Origin of the sequence: Saccharothrix sp. ST-888 (assembly GCF_000955975.1) — a bacterium.
In the GTDB taxonomy this organism is placed as follows: Bacteria; Actinomycetota; Actinomycetes; order Streptomycetales; family Streptomycetaceae; genus Kitasatospora.
The window spans coordinates 44,031-64,482 of the sequence record NZ_JYJF01000002.1 but is presented as its reverse complement, the minus strand read 5'-3'; the positions used below and the strand labels follow the sequence as shown (position 1 = coordinate 64,482).

Below are 20,452 nucleotides of genomic sequence, written 5' to 3'. Positions count from 1 at the left end.
TCTGGATCAGATCCGGCTGCGGCGCTTCGGCCGGCCCGGCGCGGCCTCGGCGGCCTGCGGCGGCTCGGCGCTCTGCACCCCCGGGCGGCGCTGCGCCAGCCTGGTCTCGCAGTGGTCCAGCCAGCGGATCTCGGCCTCGGTCTGGAAGATCAGCTGCTCCAGCACCAGCAGCCAGGCCAGGTCCTCCTGGCGACCCTCATCGCCGTTGAGCGCCTGGCCCTTGAGCCGGGTGTAGTCCTGGAGCGCCTTCATGCTGTGGCGGCGCTGCGACTGGACCACGGCCGCGACATCGACCCCCGGCACGGTCACCGCCATCGCCAGCTTGATCGCCAGTTCGTCGCGCGGCGGGCTGTTCCTGGGCACCGGCGTCTCGAACCAGTTGCGCAGTTCGGCGCGCCCGGCTTCGGTGACGGCGTAGAACAGGTGCCCCTCCTCGTCCTCCCCGTGCGGCGCGACCAGCCCGTCCCGCTCCAGACGACCCAGGGTGGTGTAGACCTGGCCGACGTTCAGCGGCCAGGTGGCGCCCGTGCGGGACTCGAACTCGACGCGGAGCTGGTAGCCGTAGCGCGGGCCCTGGTCGAGCAGGGCGAGCAGGCCGTGACGGATCGACATACTCAGTATGTATACCCGGTATGCCCTGCCTACTCAAGCGCAGCCGGTACCGTCGTACGGTGTGAGCCAGCTGCGCATCGCCACCTTCAACCTGTTGCACGGTCAGCCCCTGGCCGCCGACGGCAGCCCGCTGCCCTTCCCTCCCCCCGCCGCAGGCCGGGAGTGCCCCCAGGCCGCCGACCCCCTGATCGAGGCCATCGCCGAGCTGGACGCGGACGTGCTCGCGCTCCAGGAGGTCGACCGCTACCAGCCGCGCTCCGGCCTGGTGGACCAGGCCGCCGCAGCCGCCAAGGCGATGGGCGCCACCGACTGGCGATTCGCCGCCGCACTGCACGGACGCCCGGCCCCGGTGGCCGGCTGGGTGCCCGACCCCGCCGTCCCCGGCCTCCAGGTCTACGGGCCCGGCGAGGTCGACGCCGCCACCGAACCGCCCTCGTACGGCACCGCGCTGCTGACCCGGCTGCCGGTGCGGCACTGGCGGGCCCGCAGGTTCGCCCCGGCGCCGTTCGGACTGCCGCTGCGGGTCGCCGGGCGGCGCGGGCTGACCCCCGTACCGGACGAGCCGCGCGCCGCGCTGGCCGCCGTCCTGGAAGGCGAGCGGGGGCCGTTCACGGTGGTCGCCACCCACCTCTCCTTCGTCCCCGGCTGGAACATGGCCCAACTCGCGGGCATCCGGCGGTGGATCGCCGACCTGCCGAAGCCGTACCTGGTGCTCGGCGACTTCAACCTGATCGGCGCGATGCCCCGGACGGTGCTCGGCAGTGCCACCGCGCTCGATCCGGAGACCGCGCGCGAGCGCCGGTCGGAGCGGCTGCGGCGGCGGGACCTGCGGGCGGCGCGGCGGATGCGGGCGGCCCAGGCCGCGCAGGCAGGGGTCCGGCGGCGGCGGGTCAGGGAGCCGCGGCCGCGCATGCAGGGCTGGTACGACCTGGCGAAGACCCCGACCTACCCCTCGCACCACCCGGCCGTCCAGTTCGACCACGTCCTGGCCATCGGCGTCCCCCGCACCGCGGTGGGGCCGGCCTCGGCCCCCCGCGCGGCGGTCTCCGACCACCGGCCGCTGGTCGTCGAGGTCACCCTCTAGGGGCGTTGTGAAGCTCTTGAAATTTCCCCTGACTCGCACCGGTTCGACCCGATGGGAATCTGCCGGCAATCCGGGGTGAACCGGTCGGCCGGAGCAAGATCTTCAAGAGCCGCGGCCCGCCGCCGGGGCGCGGCGCGGATTCACCCCTGCCCCTGGAGCTGCTCCGTCAGGCCCGGCTGGTGGGGCAGGCGGTGGGTGGTGGGCTCGTACTGGAGGAGGAGCATGGCCGCGTCGTCGCCGAGCTGGCGGCCGACGTGGCGTACGACGTCGTCGTGGATCCGGCCCAGCACCTCGACCGGGCTGCCGGTGGCGACCTGCGACAGGCGTTCGGCCAGCGGGTAGAAGGCGCCCCGGTGGTCCCTGGCCTCGATCACGCCGTCGGTGAAGAGCAGCACCCGGTCGCCGGGCTGGACCCGCACCCGGTGCACGGGCGGCCGCACGTCGGCCGGGTCGAGGACGCCGAGCGGCGGCACGGTCTCCGCCAGCTCCAGCGCCCGCACCGGCTCGCCGGACCGCATCAGCAGCGGCGCCGGGTGTCCGCAGTTGACGATCTCCGCGATGCCGTCCGCACCGACCCCGATCAGGACGAGGGTGACGAACTCCTCCTCCACCCCGGGGTGGTCGTTCTCGTGCAGGGCCCGGTCCAGGCTGACGGCCAGCCAGCCGGCCACCTTGGCTAGTTCGGGCTCCTGGTGGGCGGCCTCGCGGAACGCGCCGAGCACGGCGGCCGCCGTCTCCACGGCGTTGAGCCCCTTGCCCCGGACGTCGCCGACCACGGCCCGCACCCCGTGGCGGGTGTTGACCACCTCGTAGAGGTCACCGCCGATCCGCGCGTGCGCCGCCGCGGCCGCGTAGTGGACGGCGGCCCGCACACTGCCCACCCGGTCGGGGACCGAGCGCAGCAGGACACGTCTGGCGATCTCGGCCACCAACTGGGCGTCGGCGAGGGCCTTCTCCTGCCGCAGCCGCAGCGTCGCGCTGACCCAGCCGATGCCGGCGACCAGGGCGATGGCGAAGACGGTGGCGCTGTGCACGGACTGGCCGAGCACACTGTTGTAGATCGCCATCACGAAGGCCGCGAGCTCGGTGAACAGGCCGATCACCAGCGGGTACCAGGTGCGTCTGCTGACCACGGCCGCCAGCGCGGGCACGGCGGTGAGGGCCGGTTCGACCGTCACCGAGGAGTTGCTGAAGTAGTCGAGGGAGACCACCAGCACCATGCCGATGAACGGCAGTGCCAGGGCGGTCTTCGGCCAGGTGCCGGTGACGGCACCTGGTACGGCTCCCGGGACCGGCCCCGCAAGCCGCTCTCTGATCCATCCGGTCGCGCTCAACTTCGGTCTCTCCAGCAGAAGGTGGCCGGCGCCATGGGCACCTGCGGTGATGACAGAGGGTCAGGGACTTCGTCCTCGTCGGCGGCCGGAGTACTGCGGTTGACCGGTTACCGACCCCACAATAGGCGCGAAACGTGCACAGCGCACAGGTTTCACGCAATCCTGTGACGGCTTGGATGCTCTGCGTGACTCATTCTTCACTATTCCCGATCAGGAGCCTGGTCAACTCTTTTCGGTCAGGAAGTCCTGACGGTCTTACGACACGACCGCTGCGGACATAGAGGAACGAAGCCGTGACCTGCTCCAGATCGACACCTGCCTGTTCCGCCCAGGCCACCCGGTAGATGGCGAGTTGCAGCGGGTCGGCGGTCTCGTCCCGGTGGGTCTTCCAGTCCACCACCTCGTACCGTGACACGTACGGTGACCCTGAGCCACCGTCACGCTCCCGGTACACCGCGTCGATCCGGCCGCGCACCACCCGTCCCGCCAGCACCAGTTGGAACGGCGCCTCGACCCGGTACGGCGTCCGGTCCGCGTACGGGCTGCGCAGGAATGCCTCCTTGAGCCGCTCCAGGTCGCGCTCGTCCTCGATCCCGTCCTCGTCCGCGCCGGGCAGAGCGCCCGGTTCGATCAGCATCAGCGGCTCGATCCTGGACTGCACCCAGGCGTGGAACCGGGTGCCGCGCCGGGCGGCGGGCGCCGGCGGGCGCGGCATCGGACGGGCCAACTCGCGGGCGAAGCCGTCCGGATCCGCGGCCAGCCGCATCAGCTGGGAGGCCGACATCGAGGCCGGCAGCGGCACCTCCCGCACCGCCCGCCGGGAACGCTCCAACTCCCCCACCAGGGCGGTGAGATCACGGTCCCAGGAGGCCACCTGGCGCTCGGCCTCCGCCCCCAGCTGCTCGGGCTCGGGGGCCGGTTCGCCGGCCAGGCGGCGGTGCACCACCTCGGCGACCCGGCGGCGGGCGGCCTGCGCGGCCTGGTCCAGCGGCAGCGGCCAGGGGGTCTCCACGGAGGTGGTGAGCACCGGGTTCTCCGCCTCCGGCAGCGGCGGCTCGGCCCACCGCTCGACCTCGCCGCAGCCCGGCTGCTCGCTGTGGGCCCGCAGCTCCAGCAGGAAGTCGGACGGACCCCGCCGCCGCTTCTGGCTGGGCCCCCACCAGTGCCCCGAGGCCAGCAGCAGCGTCCGGGGGCGGGTGAACGCGACATACCCCAGCCGCAGTTCCTCCACCTTGGCGTGCTCGGCCATCGCCTTCTTGAAGATCCCGATCTCCTTCGGCGCCCACGCCCCGACCGGCGGCAGGGTGGCCGCGTCACCGCGCAGGGCGTGCGGGAGCACCCTCTTGGTGCTGGTCCAGCGCTCGCGCCCCTTGCTGCTCGGGAACGCGTCCTTCACCAGCCCGGGGACGGCGACCACGTCCCACTCCAGGCCCTTGGACTTGTGCGCGGTGAGCACCTTCACGGTGTCCTCGCCGCCGGGCAGGCTGCTGTCCAGACCGCGCTCGTACTCCTGGGAGGCCCGCAGGAAGGCCAGGAAGGCGGAGAGCCCCGGGTCGCCGTCCAGGTCCGCGAAGGAGGCGGCCACGTCCAGGAAGCCGTGCAGGGTCTCCCGGCGGCGGGCGGCCAAGGCGTGCGGGGAGGCGGCGAGCTCCACCTCGAGCCCGGTCACCGCGAGGACCCGGTGCAGCACGTCCATCAGCGGCTCGGCGAGCGACCGGCGCAGCTCCCTGACCTCCTGCGCGAGCCGGGCGAACCGCACCCTGGCCTCGGCGGAGAACGGCAGCGTGTCCGGCTGCTCGGCCTCCAGGAAGGTCTCCAGCGCGTCGGCGAGCGAGACCACCTCGGTCGGGTCGGTCTCGGCCACGGCCGCGGTCAGCGCGTCCACACCGTCCGGACGGGCGGTGCGGACCAGGTCCGCGGCCCGGCGGCCGAGCAGGGCCAGGTCGCGCGGGCCGATCCGCCACCGCGGGCCGATCAGCAGCCGCACCAGCGCCGCATTGGCCGTCGGGTCCTGCAGCACCTCGCAGACCGCGACCAGGTCGGCCACCTCGGGCAGCTGGAGCAGCCCGCCGAGCCCCACCACCTCGACCGGCACCTCACGGGCCACCAGCGCCGCGTGGATGTCCGCGAAGGACGCACCGCCCCGGCAGAGCACCGCGATCCGCCCGGGGGCGGTGCCCGTGCCGACCAGGTGGGCGATCGAGTCGGCCAGCCAGTCGATCTCCTCGGCGTGGGTCGGGAGCAGGGCGCAGCGCACGAACCCGCTCTGCTCCTCCCCCGGCGCCGGGCGCAGCGCCTCGACGCCCTGGTGCATGGCGCGCAGCGGCTCGGCCAGCCGGTTGGCGAAGGCGAGCAGGCGACCGCCGCTGCGGCGGTTCTCGCTGAGCGCGTACCGGGTGGCGGGGCTGCCGTCGCGGCGCGGGAAGTGCGTAGGGAAGTCGTCCAGGTTGGCGACCGAGGCGCCGCGCCAGCCGTAGATCGCCTGGCACGGGTCGCCGACGGCGGTGACCGGGTGGCCGGAGGCCGTACGGGACCTGCCGAACAGGCCGGAGAGCATCAGGCGCTGGGCGACCGAGGTGTCCTGGTACTCGTCCAGCAGCACCACCCTGTACTGGGCGCGGAGCAGCTCGCCGACCTCGGGGCGCTGCTGGGCGAGGCGGGCGGAGGCGGCGATCTGGTCGCCGAAGTCCATCAGCCCGGCGGCCCGCTTGCGGCGGCGGTACTCCTCGACCAGCTGCAGCAGTTCGAGCCGCGCCCTGGTCGTCACCGGGACGGCGCGCAGGTCGTCGTTGCTGAGCCGGACGGTGACCAGCTCGTCCAGCAGGTCCTGGTCGAACTCGCGCAGCTCGGCCGGCTCGACCAGGTGCTCTGCCAGCTCGCCGTCGAGCGCGATCAGGTCGGCGACCAGCCCGGAGAAGGCGCCGGTCAGCGCCGGGTACGGGCCGCGCGCGGAGCGCAGCACCTTGGCGGCCAGCTGGAAGCGGGTGGCGTCGGCGAGCAGCCGGACGTCCGGCTCGATGCCGATCCGCAGGCCGTGCTCCTTCAGCAGCCTGCCGGCGAAGGCGTGGTAGGTGGAGATCTCCGGTTCGCCGAGCGCGTCCTCGTCGGCGTCCAGCACCTGGGCCCGGCGCAGTGCGTCCCGGACGCGCTCGGCCAGTTCGCCGGCCGCCTTGTTGGTGAAGGTGAGCCCCAGCACCTCCTCCGGCCCGACCGCTCCGGAACCGACCAGCCACACCACGCGGGCGGCCATCACCGTGGTCTTCCCCGACCCGGCCCCGGCCACGATCACGGCAGGCTCCAGCGGCGCGCCGATCGCTGCCATCTGCTCCCGGTTGAAGGGGATGCCAAGCAGCTCCTTGAGCTGTTCGGGGTCACTGAGCACGGCGCGCACGCCGTCAAACCTAACCGGTGCCGCAGACAAAACCCGCACACTCCTTTCAGGAGCAAGGGCGAGCGGACAGGGGCGCGGGGAACTGCGCGAATCCGGAAGACACCGGCCCGCACCTGTCCCGCGGACTCCGAGCTGCACCGCCCAACCGGGACCCTCAGGGTGCAAGTGACCCGCCGGGCCCGACCCGGCCGCAGGAGCCTTCCGTTTCGCGCAGTTCCCCGCGCCCCTGAAGGCATGTCCGACTGCCCCTGAAACGCCTTACTCGATCAGTTGCCGCCCGTCGCGCTGGGCCGAGCAGCTGCTGCGGAAGGCGCAGCGGGCGCAGCTGTCGCTCGCCGTGGGTACGAAGCGCTCCGCGAGCACCCGTCCCGCCGCGTCCGCGAGCAGGTTCTCGATCCACGGTTCGCCGTCCGGCGGGCCCTGCTGCTGGACCTTGGGAGCGTCCGGGGCGCCCTTCGCCGGCTCCCGCAGGTGCACCAGTTCGGCCCCGCCCGAGGTGGCGCCGGACTCGAAGCCGGGCAGGCCGTCGAGCGCACCGCTGCGTACGGCGAGCTGGTAGACGGCCAGCTGCTTGTGTTCGGGCAGCGACTTCTCGGTGGGGATCTGCTTGCCGGTCTTGAAGTCCACCACGTACGCGCGGCCGACCGCGTCCCGCTCGACCCGGTCCATCGAGCCGCGGATCCGTACGTTGATCCCGCCGACCGGCAGGGTGAGGTCGAAGCCGTGCTCGGTGGCCACGGTGGTGCGGTCGCGTTCCAGTACGTGCCAGTGCAGGAAGCGTTCCAGCGCGGCCCTGGCCTGCTCCTTCTCCTGCCGGGACTTCCACGGCGCGTCGAAGGCCAGCGCGTCCCAGACCGTGTCCAGGCGCTCCATCAGCACCGCCAGGTCGGCCTGGGTGCGTCCGGAGCCGACCTCGTCGGCCAGGGCGTGCACCACGTTGCCGAAGCCCTGGGCGGCCGTGGTGGTCCCGGCGGCCTTGACGTCCTTGTCCAGGAACCACTGGAGCGTGCAGCTCTCCAGCTGTTCGAGCCCGCTGCCGGAGAGCCTGACCGGCTCCGTCGGGACCCGTAGCGGCTCGGCGGACTCGGTCCGGTCCACCAGGCCCCACCAGCGGTCCGGGTGGGCGGCGGGCACCAGCGGCATCCCGTCCTCGTCCGCGGCGGCGGCCAGCACGGCCAGCCGCTCGGCGGCGGCCCGGCGCAGCCCGGGCTCCTGGGCCGGGTCGACGGTGACCGCCCGCAGCTCGGCGACCAGCGCGGGCACCGACAGCGGACGGCGCGGGCGGTGGGTGACGTCCTCGACGGTGACCTGCGGGGTACGGCTGCGCACCCGCCCGGTCCTGGGGTCGATCTCCTCGCGGTACAGCTCGCGCAGGAAGCGGGAGGGCTCGTCGCCGTCCTCGGCGGGCGCCTTGACCGCGGTGACGATCAGCCGCTGCTTCGCCCGGGTCGCGGCGACGTAGAAGAGCCGGCGCTCCTCGCCGAGCAGGGCGGCCGGGGAGAGCGGTTCGGCGAGGCCGTCCCGGCCGATCCGGTCGGCCTCCAGCAGGGAGCCTCGGCGGCGCAGGTCGGGCCAGAGACCGTCCTGGACCCCGGCGACCACGACCAGGCGCCACTCCAGGCCCTTGGAGCGGTGCGCGGTCATCAGCCGGACGGCGTCGGGGCGCACGGTCCGGACCGTGAGGGTGTCGGCGGCGATGTCCTGGGCCTCCAGCTCGGCCAGGAAGTCCAGCGCGCCCCGGTGCCCGGTGACCTGCTCCTCGGCGCGGGCGGCGCTCTCGAACAGGGCGCAGAGGGCGTCCAGGTCCCGATCGGCGTTGCGGCCCGCCGCGCCGCCCCGCAGTGCGGCGCGCTCCAGCCGCTCGCGCCAGCGGCGGGCGCCGTCCCACAGCTCCCAGAGCGCCTCCTCGGCGCTGCCGCCTCCGGCCAGCAGCTCGCGCACCTTGCGCAGCAGCATCCCCAGGTCGCGGGCCCGCCGCGCGTAGGCGGGATCCATCGCGACCAGCCGCTCCGGCTCGGCGAGCGCCTCCCGGATCAGCTCCTCGGCGGACCGTACGGCTGCGGACCGCACTGCTGTGGACCGCCCGGCACCGGGGAGCGCCGCCCCTTCGGCCTCGTCCGCCACGGCCGTCTCACCGGCACCCGGTTCGTCCGGGTCCGAGTGCTGGGCCGGAGCGTCAGGGGCGCCCGGGCCCGGACCGGCGGCCCGCAGCGCCTGCCGCTCCTCCTCCCGCAGCGCGCGCCCGAGGCGGCGCAGGTCGGAGCCGTCCAGGCCGCCGAGCGGGCCGGTGAGCAGGGTGTGGGCGGTCTCGGCGGTGCACTCCTCCGCCGGGCGGGCGCAGACCCGCAGGGCCAGCAGCAGCGGTGCCACGGCCGGTTCGTCGCGCAGCGGCAGGTCGTCGCCGTCGATCTCCAGCGGCACCCCGGCCGCGCCGAGCGCCCGCCGCACGCCGGGTATGGAGCGTGCCCCGGCGCGGACCAGTACCGCCATCTCGCCCCACGGGACGCCGTCCTCCAGATGGGCGCGGCGGAGCAGGTCGGCGATGCTGTCCAGTTCCGTCCCGGGGGTCGGGTAGGTGTAGACCTCGACCCGGCCGCCCTCCTGGGAGGGCAGCAGTGCGCGGTGCTGGGCGAGCTTGCCGGCGGGCAGGCGGCCCATCGGCATCCGCCGGGCCAGCTCGCGGGTGGCGGCGAGCAGCACCGCGCCCGAGCGGCGGGAGACCCGCAGGACCCGGACCTCCGCGGGTCGGCCGTCGGCCCGTGGGAAGGACTCCGGGAAGTCGAGGATGCCGTTGATGTCGGCGCCCCGGAAGGCGTAGATCGACTGGTCCGGGTCACCGACCGCGACCAGGTCGCGCCCGTCGCCCGCCAGCTGCCGCAGCAGCCGGACCTGCGAGGGGTCGGTGTCCTGGTACTCGTCCACGAAGACGACCTCGTACTGCTCGCGCAGTGCCGCCCGTACCTCGGGCCGCTCGGCGAGCAGGACCGCGCGGTGCACCAGCTCGGCGTAGTCGAGGACGCCGCGCAGGTCGAGGACGTCCAGGTAGTCGGCGAGGAAGTGCGCGGCGGCGGCCCAGTCAGGGCGCTGGACACCGTCCGCGAAGCGGCTCAACTCGTCCTCGCCAAGGCCGAGTTCGCGGCTGCGGGCGAGCACCGCTCGGACCTCGTCGGCGAAGCCTCGGGTGGTGAGGCAGGCCCGCAGGTCGAGCGGCCAGCGGATCCGGCCGACCCCGAGCCTGGCGTCCTCGGCGTCACCGGCGAGCAGTTCGCGGACCATCACGTCCTGCTCGGGTCCGGAGAGCAGCCGCAGCGGCTCGGCGTACGCCTCCGGGTTCTGGTGGGAGCGGAGCAGGGCGTAGCAGAAGGAGTGGAACGTGGTTGCCTGCGGCGACCGAAGCCCAGTTGCCTGCGGCGACCGAAGCCCAGTCGCCTGCGGCGACCGAAGCCCGGCCCCGGCCGCCTGCGGTACGGGGCCGCCGCTGCCGAGCCTGGCGGTCATCCGGTCGCGCAGCTCCATCGCGGCCTTGCGGCTGAAGGTGAGGACCAGGATCCTCTCAGGGTCGGTGCCGCGCTCGATCCGCCGGGCCACCGCCTCGACCAGGGTGGTGGTCTTGCCCGTTCCGGGGCCGGCCAGCACCAGCAGCGGACCGCCCGCGTGCTCGGCCACCGCCTGCTGGTACTCGTCCAGCACGGGCGGGGCGGGCAGGGCCAACGGGCTGCGCACCAAGCGGAAGGGGGAGGTCACGGACATCCTGGGCAGTTCGGGGATCGGGCGGGCCGCGCCGGACCCGTACCCACCGAGCCTACGGTCCCGCAGCCGACCGCCGTGCAACGGCCCGAAGGCCCGCACCCGCCGAGCGCCCGCGCACCGCACCGCACCCGGGGGACATGGGAAAGCCCCGGAGCGCACCTTGGCAGCCGGTCGCTCATGCGGCTCCGCACGCCCCCTGGGGCTTCCCCGCCCGGAGGGGCACACCTGCGAAGTGGGGCGCCCCTGCGGAGAGGTCCGCTACTGCCCGTCCCAGCGGGCGCGCCGCAGGTCGACCCGGGGTTCGTCGCCGACGCTGCGCAGCGGGGTGCCCTCCTCGCGGTAGTGGCCCAGCGCGCGGTGCTCGTGGCCGGGGAGCGGCCGCCCGTCGGCGCGGATCACCCGCCACCAGGGCACCGCCCCGCCGTACAGCGCCATCACCCGGCCGACCTGGCGCGGACCGCCCTGGCCGAGGTACTCGGCGACGTCGCCGTAGGTCATCACCCGGCCGGCCGGGATGCGCTCGGTGAGATCGAGGACCGACTCGGCGAAGGGCGGCAGGGCGCCGGTGTTCGTACTCTCCGTCATCAGGGTGATTCTTCCCCATCCGGTGTATCAAGGGACTGCGCGCGGGGGATTCGCCGCGCCCGATACCGCCCCTGTCCAGCAGTACCCCTTCGGGCATGCCACCATCTTCGGGGCGGTGAGTGGTGATACGAGGACAAGACCAGATGACCGGGACGGCAGGCGTGGATGTGGACGAGGGCTCGGAGGAGCCCACCACCGACCGCTCCGCAGATTCGGGGAAGGTCCCGTCGCGTCGGCCTGCACCGCACCGACGAGTGTCGTTGATCAAGGGGGAGAAGAACGTGCGGGAGGGCGGGCCGGAAGGCGGCGGCGTGCTCGCCGTGGACGAGCCGCTGCTCGCGGCCCGCGCGCACCGGCCGTCCGACCTGATCCGGTTCCTGGCCGGGCTCGCCGGCATCGTGGCGCTCTTCCTGGTGGCGCGGTTCGCCATCTCGACCACCACGGGCCTGGAGAACGACATCTCCGTCAACGCCCACCGGGTCCCGAGCGTCATGAGTACGATCGCCGCCCTGGTCTCCAGCGTGGCGGTGCTGGCCGTACCGCTCGCCTTCGCGGTGGAACGGCTGATCAAACGCGACGGCCTGCGGGTCGCCGACGGCGTGCTCGCCTCGGTGCTGGCGTACGGGGCCTCCCTCGGCGTGGACTGGTGGGTCGCGGCCGGTGCCCCGACCGCGATCCGGGACGCCCTCACCCAGCTGCCGCCGGGCGGCGGCCAGACCCTGACCGACCCGGTGCACGGCTATCTGGCCCCGGTGATCGCCTATATGACGGCGGTCGGCATGTCGAGCCGCCCGCGCTGGCGGGTGGCGCTCTGGGTGGTGGTGATCCTCAGCGGCCTGACCGAGCTGGTCAGCGGCTACACCACGCTGCTCTCGCTGATCCTGACCGTGCTGATCGGCTGGTCGGTGGCGTACGGCACGCTGTACGCGATCGGCTCGCCGAACATCCGCCCGACCGGCCAGCACCTGCTGATCGGCCTGCGGAAGGTGGGCTTCGCCCCGGCGGGCGCGGTCCGCGCACCGGACGCCCCCGGCGGCACCCGCCGCTACTACGTCGAGCAGCAGGACGGCCCGGAGCTGGACGTCCACATCATCGACCGGGAGCAGCAGGCCTCCGGCTTCTTCTACCGCGCATGGCGGCGGCTGCGGCTGCGCTCGGTGGCCGTCCGGCGCAGCCCGCAGTCGCTGCGCCAGGCACTGGAGCAGGAGGCCCTGATCGCGTACGCGGCGGCCGCCTCCGGGGCCGTCGCGCCGCAGCTGGTGGCCACCTCCGAGCTCGGTCCGGACGCCGCGATCCTGGTGTACGAGAAGGTGTCGGGACCGACCCTGGACGAGCTGGCGGACGAGGAGATCACCGACCAGGTGATGGGCTCGCTCTGGCAGTCGGTCGGCGCGCTGCACGAGCGGCGGATCGCCCACCGCAGGCTCACCGGCGAGTCGATGCTGGTGATGGACGAGAAGACCGGCTGCCTGGTCAACCTCTCCGGCGGGGACATCGCCGCCAGCGACCTGACGCTGCGGATCGACGTCGCCCAGCTGGTCACCACCTTCGCGCTGCGGGTCGGCCCGGAGCGCGCGGTGGCCGTCGCCAACCGGGTGCTCGGTGCCGAGCGGGTCGCGGCCGCGCTGCCGCTGCTCCAGCCGGTCGGGATGAGCCGCTCCACCAGGATCGACCTGGCCCAGCTCAACAAGGAGCGCAAGGCCGCCGCCCAGGCGTTGGCCCTGACCCAGGTCGCGGCGGGCGAGCGGACCCAGCAGCAGGCCGAGGAGGACATCGCGGCGGCGAGCGAGGACCTGCTGAGCCGGATCCGCGGCCAGATCCTGCAGATCGCCCCCGAAGCCCCGATGGCCCCGGCGAAGCTGGAGCGGCTCAAGCCGAAGACCCTGATCATGGTCATCGCGCTGACCTTCGCCGCGTACCTGGCGCTGACCACCATCCAGCCCGCGCAGCTGAAGCTCTCCCACATGAACTGGGCCTGGGCGGCGGTGGCCCTGGCCGCCGCCGCCGTCAGTTACGGCGCCGCGGCGATGAGCCTGACCGGCTTCGTACCCGAGCGGCTGCCGTTCCGGCGGACCGTGGCCGCCCAGCTCGCCGGGTCGTTCGTCAAGCTGGTGGCGCCCGCCGCGATCGGCGGCATCGCGCTGAACACCCGCTACCTGCAGAAGGCGGGCATCCGCTCGGGGCAGGCCGTGGCCAGCGTCGGCGCCTCCCAGCTGGCCGGGCTCGGCGGGCACCTGCTGCTGCTGTTCAGCTTCGGCCTGATCACCGGCACCCAGACCAACGGGGACCTCGGCGCCTCCCGGGCGGTGATCATCGGGGTGCTGACGGCCGCCGTGCTGGCGCTGGTGGTCGCGGCGGTGGGTCCGCTGCGGCGGTTCGTGGTGACCCGGGTCCGCTCGCTGTTCTTCGGCGTGGTGCCCCGGATGCTCGACCTGATGCAGACGCCCAGCAAGCTGGTCACCGGCTTCGGCGGCATCCTGCTGCTCACGCTGAGCTTCACCGCCTGCCTGGACGCCTCGATCCAGGCCTTCGGCGGGACGCTGAGCTTCTCGGCGGTGGCCGTGGTCTTCCTGACCGCCAACGCGGCCGGGTCCGCGATCCCGACCCCGGGCGGCATCGGCCCGGTCGAGATCGCGCTGATCGGCGCCCTGACGGTGGCCGGCGTGCCGCCGACCGTCGCCACCCCGGCCGTCTTCCTCTACCGCCTGCTGACCTTCTGGCTGCCCGTCCTGCCCGGCTGGATCTCGTACAACGTCCTCCAGCGCAAGGGCGCGCTCTAGGCCGCTCGCCGGCGGCAGCGCGAAGGGGCGCGGGGAGCCCCGCGGACAACCGTGCACCCGTGTGGAGGGCGGTCGTCCGCGCGGTTCCCCGCGCCCCTGACGGCTTGCGCGGCCTAGTAGGTCGGCTTGTGCGGCTCGATCTGGTTGACCCAGCCGATCACGCCGCCGCCCAGGTGGACGGCGTCGGAGAAGCCCGCCGCCTTCAGCACGGCCAGCACCTCGGCCGAGCGGACGCCGGTCTTGCAGTGCAGCACGATCTTCTTGTCCTGCGGCAGCGTCTCCAGAGCGGTACCCATCAGGAACTCGCCCTTCGGGATCAGCTTGGCGCCCGGGATGCTGACGATCTCGTACTCGTTGATCTCGCGGACGTCGATGATCTCGATGTTCTCGCCGCCGTCGATCCACTCCTTGAGCTGCTTGGGAGTGATCGTCGAGCCGAGCGTGGCCTCCTGGGCCTCCTCCGAGACGACACCGCAGAACGACTCGTAGTCGATCAGCTCGGTGACGGTGGGGTTCTCGCCGCACAGCGCGCAGTTCGGGTCCTTGCGGACCTTGACCTGGCGGTAGGTCATCTCCAGGGCGTCGTAGATCATCAGACGGCCGACCAGCGGGTCGCCGACACCGGCGAGCAGCTTGATCGCCTCGGTGACCTGGATCGAGCCGATGGACGCGCAGAGCACGCCCAGCACGCCGCCCTCGGCGCAGGACGGGACCATGCCCGGCGGCGGGGCCTCCGGGTAGAGGCAGCGGTAGCAGGGGCCGTGGTCGGCCCAGAAGACGCTGGCCTGGCCGTCGAAGCGGTAGATCGAACCCCACACGTACGGCTTGCCGAGCAGCACCGCCGCGTCGTTCACCAGGTAGCGGGTGGCGAAGTTGTCGGTGCCGTCCACGATCAGGTCGTAGCCGGAGAAGATCTCCATGACGTTGTCGTTGTCGAGACGCGTGTCGTGGAGGATCACGTTGACGTACGGGTTGATCTCCTTGACCGAGTCCCGCGCGGACTCGCCCTTGGAGCGGCCGATGTCGGACTGGCCGTGGATGATCTGGCGCTGGAGGTTGGACTCGTCGACGGTGTCGAACTCGACGATGCCGAGCGTGCCGACACCCGCTGCGGCCAGGTACATCAGAGCCGGCGAGCCGAGACCACCGGCGCCGACGCACAGCACCTTGGCGTTCTTCAGCCGCTTCTGCCCCGCCATCCCCACATCCGGAATGATCAGGTGGCGGGAGTACCGGCGGACCTCGTCTACGGTGAGCTCGGCGGCCGGCTCGACCAGGGGTGGCAGCGACACGTGGACTCCGATGGTCGTCAGTTCGGTTACGGCGTTCGGATACGGCTTTCGATATCCAGCTACGCCAACAGTGTCATGCCGGGTACCTATTCCGAGACAGCATGTCCGACTGGCGAGACAGGTGCTGCCGGATGGTGGGACCGGCCGCCGGAGGCCGTCCGGCGCCACCGGCCGTACCCAGCACGGCTGCTAGTACGGGCCGGTCCCGGTCGGCCCCGGTCAGACCCGGCAGGCGGTCTCCAGCCAGATGTCGCCCAGGGACTCCTCCAGCGGCACCAGTGCCCGCCATCCGAGACGGTCCCTGGCGGTCCGGACGTCGGCCTGCCGCCACTGCACCGACTCCAGTACCGGACGGGCCTCCGGGACCCGGTACGCCTCCGCTCCCCGGTGTCCGTGGTCGGCCGTGCTCTGGCTGGGCACCAGCACCTGACGGGCGTCCTCGCTGATGGAGCCCTCGAACCCGGCCGTCCGGACCAGCAGTTGGGCCGCGTCCCGAGCCCGGACGGCGTGGCCGCTGCCGATGTTGATCACCCCGGTGGCGGCCGAGACCGCCGCCGCCTGGATCGCCCTGGCGACGTCCCTGACATCGACGAAATCTCGGAATCCGGACAGGTCCGGCATCCGCACCTGCCGCTCGTCCTGCTCCAGCGCCCGGCGCAGCCCCTCGGCGAGCCGCCCGAACAGCGAGGCCGTCGGCGAACCCGGGCCGACCACGTCGAAGACCCGCAGCACCGCCGCATCCAGGCCGGAGGAGGTCACCAGCTCCGTCCCCGCCAGCTTCGACACCCCGTACGGGCCGACCGGCCTCGGCTCGGCGCTCTCCGGGATCGGCGCGCCCGAGGGCACCGGACCGTACTCGGCCGCCGAACCGACGTGCACCAGCCTGGCCGGCTCCCGGCTGCGCCGGATCGCCTCGCACACGGTGGCCACCGCGAGGGTGTTCGACCTGATCAGGGTCCGCGACGAACCGTAGGTCGCACCGGCGCAGTTGATCACGACCTGCGGGGCCACCGCGTCCAGGAACCTGGCCAGCGCTCCGGGGCTGCCCGCCGTCAGATCGAAGCGGATGTCGGCCGAGTCACGGCGGCCGAGCACGGTCACCTGGAGTTCGTCGTCGGTCATCAGACGGTCCGCGACGCGACGGCCGATGAAACCGTCGGCTCCCAGCAGCAGCACCCTCATCGGGGGTGTCCTTCCACGACGCCGTCCCTTGCGGGCACGGCAGGTTACGGGTGTTCGAATGGGCGAGTTCGGGTGGATCGGCACAACTTGGCACGGTTTGATACGAGTTGATGCGGGCCGGAGCGGATACGGGTGGATGGGTTCAGGCCGGCGGCCCATCCGGCAGGTAGGCAGCAGGACGGCCGAGAACGGTCCAGGCGTACGGCAGCAGCAGCGCGGCCGCCGTGCCGCAGCAGAGCAGTTGAGCGGTCTCCGGCGCCCGGACCGCCGTGAACACGGCGGAGCCCAGTCCGGCCGTCGGCACGGCGACGGCCGCCGTCCGCGACCGGCCGGTGCGCAGCAGGGCGGCGGCGGGCACCAGCAGCAGTCCCAGCGCCGCCTGGGCCGCCCACTGCAGCCCCGACGCCCGGTGCGCCGCACCGGCCAACAGCCCGGCACCCGCCTCGGATCCGAGGTCGAGTGCGGTCAGCACGGCGAGCGCGGCGAAGGAGAACAGCGCCAGCAGCGCCAGGTGCAGGCCGAGCGCGACCGGCAGCACGGGCCGCATCCGGGCGCGGAAGGCGGACAGCGTCCCCGCCGAGCCGAGACCCAGGCCGGCGGCGTGCCGCAGCCAGTCGGCCGACCACTCCACCGACCCCATGCCCAGCGCGGCCGCCAGGCCGAGCGCGGCCCCGACCGGTCCTGCGGTCAGCACCGGAACGCCCAGCAGGACCCCGGCCCCGAGGCCGTACCAGAGCCGGGCGGCCACCGAACTCCCGCCGCTCCCACCGCTCGCGACGCGTGCGTCGGGTGCGCCGGCTCCGGGGCGGGAGTCCGACCACCGCCGCAGCGCAGCGCCGACCGGACGGGCTCCCAGGGCCGCCAGTGCCAGCGCCAGCAGGGGCAGGCCCACCACCGGAGCCGCCGCCCGCAGCGCGACGGGGACGGCGGACGGCAGCCCGTACCGGACGGCACTGCCCAGCGCCCGCCCCGTACGGCTCCGCCAGGACGAGCCCGGTGGCGCGGGTACGGCGACGACGGGTCGGCGCGGCACCCTGGCGTACAGCTCGTCGGCGAGCTCGAAGACGTCCGCCTGCCGGTACCGCCGTGCCTCGATCCGGCCGAGCCCGGCCTCCTCCAGGCCGACCGCGATGTCCAGCGGGTCGACCGCCTGCTCGCAGAGCGCCCGGTAGCGCTCCATCAACTCCCGTACCGGGTCTCCCGACGGCACCGGGACGGACGGGTACTCCCACTCCTGGCCGCCGGGCGGCGCGGGCACCTCGGCCCGCGCCCGCGCCCATGCTGGTGCCTGTGCCGTCGGCGGTAACGACTCCTCGGGACGGCTCATCAGACCGCCTCCGCCAGCGCTCCCGGCTCCGCCGGACCCGCCGGTGTGCGGCCGCCACCCGCCCGGGTCTCCCCGAACAGCCGACCCGCGCCGGCAGCCCGCTCCCCGCCGTCCGCGCGGCCCCCGCCGAGCCCCGGCGGTCCGCCGTCCCCGGCCCGCTCCGTACCCTCCACCGGCCCGACGGCCTCGGGCGAGTCGTCCGGTACGTCCTCCGCCGCGCCCACGGCCTCCGTACCGCCCGCGACCCAGTACTCGGCGGGCCGGGCGAAGGGCTGGGCCCGGTGCGGCCGGCCCCGGGTGCCGGAGGCGGCGGCCGGGAACGCGGGCCGACCGGACACCAGCTCCAGGTAGATCTCCCGGAAGGCCGTCGTCACCGGCTCGACCGCGAACCGCTCCTGCGCCCGCCGCCGCCCGGCCCGGCCCAGCCTGACCCGCCGCTCGGAGTCGCCGAGCAGCGCGAGGCAGGCCCCGGCCAGCGCCTGCGGACTGCGCGGGGGCACCAGCAGCCCGGCCGGCCCGACCACCTCTCTGGCCACCCCGACCTCGGTGGTGACCACCGCCCGCCCGCTCAGCATCGCGTCCACCAGCATTCGGGGGCTGCTCTGCGTGCGTGCCGACAGGACCAGCACACCGCCCGTCTCCCAGGCCGGCCCGCCCCGACCGTCCTCGAAGGAGACCGCGTCGTCGAGCCCGAGCCGGTCGGCGACCACCCGGCAGTGCGCCGCCCGGCCGGGCCCGCCCTCCTCGCCGTACATCCGCAGCCGGGCCGTGGGCAGGTCAGCCCGGACCCGGGCGAAGGCGTGCAGCATCAGTTCGGGGTCGTGCCCCGGCTCCAGGGCACCCGCCCACAGGAGCGTCGGCAGCTCGGGTTCGGGCCCGGCGGGCGCCCGGTCGACCGCCGCCGCGCCCTCGTACACCACCCGGATCCGCTCGGGCGCGGCGCCGCAGCGCTGCTGCCACTGCCGGCCGTACTCGCTGTCCGGGGTGAGGACGGCGGCCTGCCGGTACGTTTCCTCAGCCAGCAGACGGGAGAAGCCGAGCAGCAGCGCCCGGACCGGCCACCGGTACTGCGCGTACCGGTCGCTGCGGTACTGCTCCCGCAGCTGCGGGCCGTGCTCGGTGACCACGAACGGCACACCGTGCAGCGCTCCGGCCACCAGCGCGGGCAGCGCGGCCGGGCCGCCGCCGACGACATGGCAGAGGTCGGCCCCGCCGAGTTCGCCCGCCCCCGTGCCGTACCAGGGCGCGGAGAGCGGTCGCAGGCACTGTTCCAGCAGGTCGCCGGCGACCAGCAGATCGCCGACCTGCGGCTGTCCGGCCGCGGTGTCCGCGCCGGGCGACCGCCAGACCGCCTCCAGGGTGCGCTGGGCGGCTCCGGAGGCGAGGAACGCGGGCAGTGCGCCGTCCTCGCGGGCCAGTTCGGCGAGCCGGTACAGGCCGGGCCCGAACGAGCGGCGCTCGGCGGGCAGGACCAGGGCCCGCACCAAGTCCCGGTACGCACGGACGTACTGGCGCCGCCGGTGCAGCGCGGGGCCGTGCCCCGGCGGGCGGCGGCCCCCCATCGGAAACTCGTGCACCGCCGCCGGGCGGCCGGGTCTGGTCCCGACCGCGCACCCCGGCGGGGCCAGCAGGTAGAGCCGGAACTCGTGCTCGGCCAGTCCGTCCATCAGCCGGTCGCACCAGCCGTCCCCGGAACGCCGCGTGTCCGGCCCGGCGCTCTCGGTAGCGCCCTCGGTGAGCAGAGCAACGCGCATGACAACCTCCAGAGCTGGGCGATCGGGGCAGGGCGGTCCGGTACGGCTACCAACGGCGGACCGGACCGGGGCCCGGTCGAGCCCGGCGCGCCGTGAGACCCGGAACTCGGCGGCCCGACACTCGGCGGAACCGCGACGCCCGGGGAAGGGCAGCACCCGCTACGGGCCCGGCGAGATCGCCCGGCGGCCCGGGCAGCCGCCCCGCGGGGCACCGACGGCTGCTACTCCCCCCACACCTGTTCGGTCCGACACCACGAAGGTAGAACGAAACCCGGCCCCTCCTCGGTCACCCGCCCGGTTGCCACCTGAACGAGTGAACGCGCGTGACCTCCACCGGTGCGCCACGTTTCAGCACCCCCGGAACGCGCCGGGGGAGCGCGGTCGGACCTCCGCGAGCAGCTCCCGGACGGCCCGCGCCACCTGCGCGGGGTGCTCCATCATCGCGACGTGCCCGGACTCCGGCAGCACCAGCAGCCGCGCGTCCGCGAAGGCGGCGCAGGCCCGCCGCGCCGACCGGTACGAGACCAGCTTGTCCTTCAGCCCGTACACCAGCAGCACGGGCACCTTCACCTGTGCGGCCTGCCGCCACAGCGCCTGGTCGCCGCGCTCGGTGTAGGCGGAGACGATCCCACGCGCCGAGCCGACCATCGCCCGCATCGCGTGCGGGACGCCGAGCCGCCGCCGGTACTCGCGCACCGCCCGCTCCCGGCGCTCGGCCGGGACGGCGGCCAGGTCGCCGTAGACCAGGTCCAGGAAGCCCTCGGTGGCCTCCTCGGGGCTGCGGCGGCCGACCGGACCGCGCCGGAGCAGCGCGGGCACACCCGGGACGGCGAGCAGGCCGGTCGGCCAGGCGGAGGGCTGCGGCGGCAGCTCGGGCAGGGCGGGCGAGATCAGGGTGAGGGTGCGCACCAGGTCGGGGCGGAGGGCGGCGAGCCGGACGGCCACCGCGCCCCCGAGCGAGTTGCCGAACAGGTGCACAGGACCGCGCCCGGCGGCCTCCAGGTAGCCGATCACCGCCCGGACGTGGCCGGAGACGGACAGGTTGCCGTCCAGCGGTGGTGCCGAGTGGCCGAAGCCCGGCAGGTCCAGGGCCTCACCGCAGACCCGGTCGGCGAGGGCCGCCATCAGTTCGGTCCAGTTGTCGCCGGAGCCGCCGAGGCCGTGGACGAAGAGCGCGGGCGGCAGCCCGGCGCTGTCGGGTACGGGGCCGCTCACCGCGAGGACCGCCCCGGGCACGGCGACGGTGCGGACCGGCGCGATCTCGGACCCGACCTGCTGCTCAGCGCTCATGGAGGACGATGGTAGGGGGACCGATTCCGCGGCCCCCGGCCCCCCGCCTCGCCGAACTGTTCGATCTCGCC

General features: G+C 74.1%; 12 protein-coding genes. 2 read left to right on the top strand and 10 right to left on the bottom strand.

All coding sequences use genetic code 11. The features are described from left to right. Positions 1-6: 6 nt before the first annotated feature. On the bottom strand, positions 7-612 hold the full coding sequence (locus UK12_RS01640) for a PadR family transcriptional regulator (protein ID WP_045298630.1): 606 nt from the start codon (positions 610-612) through the stop codon (positions 7-9). Between the two features lie 61 nt (positions 613-673). On the opposite strand from UK12_RS01640, the gene UK12_RS01635 reads away from it, so the two are divergent. Next, a complete protein-coding gene (locus UK12_RS01635) occupies positions 674-1,696 on the top strand; it encodes an endonuclease/exonuclease/phosphatase family protein (RefSeq protein WP_045298628.1) in 1,023 nt (340 codons plus the stop codon). Between the two features lie 140 nt (positions 1,697-1,836). Here UK12_RS01635 and UK12_RS01630 read toward each other — a convergent pair whose 3' ends face one another. The 4 genes from UK12_RS01630 to UK12_RS01615 all read right to left on the bottom strand — a co-directional run bounded on the left by UK12_RS01630 (position 1,837) and on the right by UK12_RS01615 (position 10,756). Beyond that, positions 1,837-3,030 (bottom strand): PP2C family protein-serine/threonine phosphatase, encoded by a 1,194-nt coding sequence (locus UK12_RS01630; RefSeq protein WP_052681345.1) that lies wholly within the window; start codon positions 3,028-3,030, stop codon positions 1,837-1,839. Positions 3,031-3,220: 190 nt separating this feature from the next. Next, positions 3,221-6,421, bottom strand: coding sequence for an ATP-dependent DNA helicase (locus UK12_RS01625; RefSeq protein ID WP_045298626.1), 3,201 nt, complete (start codon positions 6,419-6,421; stop codon positions 3,221-3,223). Between the two features lie 258 nt (positions 6,422-6,679). Then, complete coding sequence (locus UK12_RS01620) at positions 6,680-10,165, bottom strand: ATP-dependent helicase (protein WP_197084459.1); 3,486 nt, start codon at positions 10,163-10,165, stop codon at positions 6,680-6,682. 264 nt (positions 10,166-10,429) lie between these two features. Further along, positions 10,430-10,756 (bottom strand): MGMT family protein, encoded by a 327-nt coding sequence (locus UK12_RS01615; RefSeq protein ID WP_045298622.1) that lies wholly within the window; start codon positions 10,754-10,756, stop codon positions 10,430-10,432. A 143-nt stretch (positions 10,757-10,899) separates the two neighbouring features. Between UK12_RS01615 and UK12_RS01610 the strand changes: the two genes are divergently transcribed. Then, positions 10,900-13,536 (top strand): lysylphosphatidylglycerol synthase transmembrane domain-containing protein, encoded by a 2,637-nt coding sequence (locus UK12_RS01610; RefSeq protein ID WP_082119222.1) that lies wholly within the window; start codon positions 10,900-10,902, stop codon positions 13,534-13,536. Between the two features lie 113 nt (positions 13,537-13,649). On the opposite strand, the gene moeZ is transcribed toward UK12_RS01610, so the two are convergent. The 5 genes from moeZ to UK12_RS01585 all read right to left on the bottom strand — a co-directional run bounded on the left by moeZ (position 13,650) and on the right by UK12_RS01585 (position 20,381). After that, complete coding sequence (gene moeZ, locus UK12_RS01605) at positions 13,650-14,828, bottom strand: adenylyltransferase/sulfurtransferase MoeZ (protein ID WP_045298621.1); 1,179 nt, start codon at positions 14,826-14,828, stop codon at positions 13,650-13,652. Positions 14,829-15,047: 219 nt separating this feature from the next. Continuing rightward, positions 15,048-16,010 (bottom strand): NAD-dependent epimerase/dehydratase family protein, encoded by a 963-nt coding sequence (locus tag UK12_RS01600; RefSeq protein WP_045298619.1) that lies wholly within the window; start codon positions 16,008-16,010, stop codon positions 15,048-15,050. A 142-nt stretch (positions 16,011-16,152) separates the two neighbouring features. Then, positions 16,153-17,337, bottom strand: a complete 1,185-nt coding sequence (locus tag UK12_RS01595; RefSeq protein ID WP_156178484.1) for a hypothetical protein — start codon at positions 17,335-17,337, stop codon at positions 16,153-16,155. Then, positions 17,337-19,091, bottom strand: a complete 1,755-nt coding sequence (locus UK12_RS01590) for a DUF3492 domain-containing protein (RefSeq protein WP_052681344.1) — start codon at positions 19,089-19,091, stop codon at positions 17,337-17,339. Before UK12_RS01590 ends, UK12_RS01595 begins: the two co-directional genes overlap by 1 nt. A 348-nt stretch (positions 19,092-19,439) precedes the next feature. Next, a complete protein-coding gene (locus UK12_RS01585; RefSeq protein WP_082119221.1) occupies positions 19,440-20,381 on the bottom strand; it encodes an alpha/beta hydrolase in 942 nt (313 codons plus the stop codon). Positions 20,382-20,452 lie beyond the last annotated feature (71 nt).

What these genes read in the sequence shown, in the direction of transcription:
- UK12_RS01640 (WP_045298630.1), bottom strand. Translation starts at nt 612, where the DNA reads ATGTCGATCCGTCACGGCCTGCTCGCCCTGCTCGACCAGGGCCCGCGC.
- UK12_RS01615 (WP_045298622.1), bottom strand. Translation starts at nt 10,756, where the DNA reads ATGACGGAGAGTACGAACACCGGCGCCCTGCCGCCCTTCGCCGAGTCG.
- UK12_RS01590 (WP_052681344.1), bottom strand. Translation starts at nt 19,091, where the DNA reads ATGCGCGTTGCTCTGCTCACCGAGGGCGCTACCGAGAGCGCCGGGCCG.
- UK12_RS01595 (WP_156178484.1), bottom strand. Translation starts at nt 17,337, where the DNA reads ATGAGCCGTCCCGAGGAGTCGTTACCGCCGACGGCACAGGCACCAGCA.
- UK12_RS01610 (WP_082119222.1), top strand. Translation starts at nt 10,900, where the DNA reads ATGACCGGGACGGCAGGCGTGGATGTGGACGAGGGCTCGGAGGAGCCC.
- UK12_RS01585 (WP_082119221.1), bottom strand. Translation starts at nt 20,381, where the DNA reads ATGAGCGCTGAGCAGCAGGTCGGGTCCGAGATCGCGCCGGTCCGCACC.
- UK12_RS01600 (WP_045298619.1), bottom strand. Translation starts at nt 16,010, where the DNA reads ATGAGGGTGCTGCTGCTGGGAGCCGACGGTTTCATCGGCCGTCGCGTC.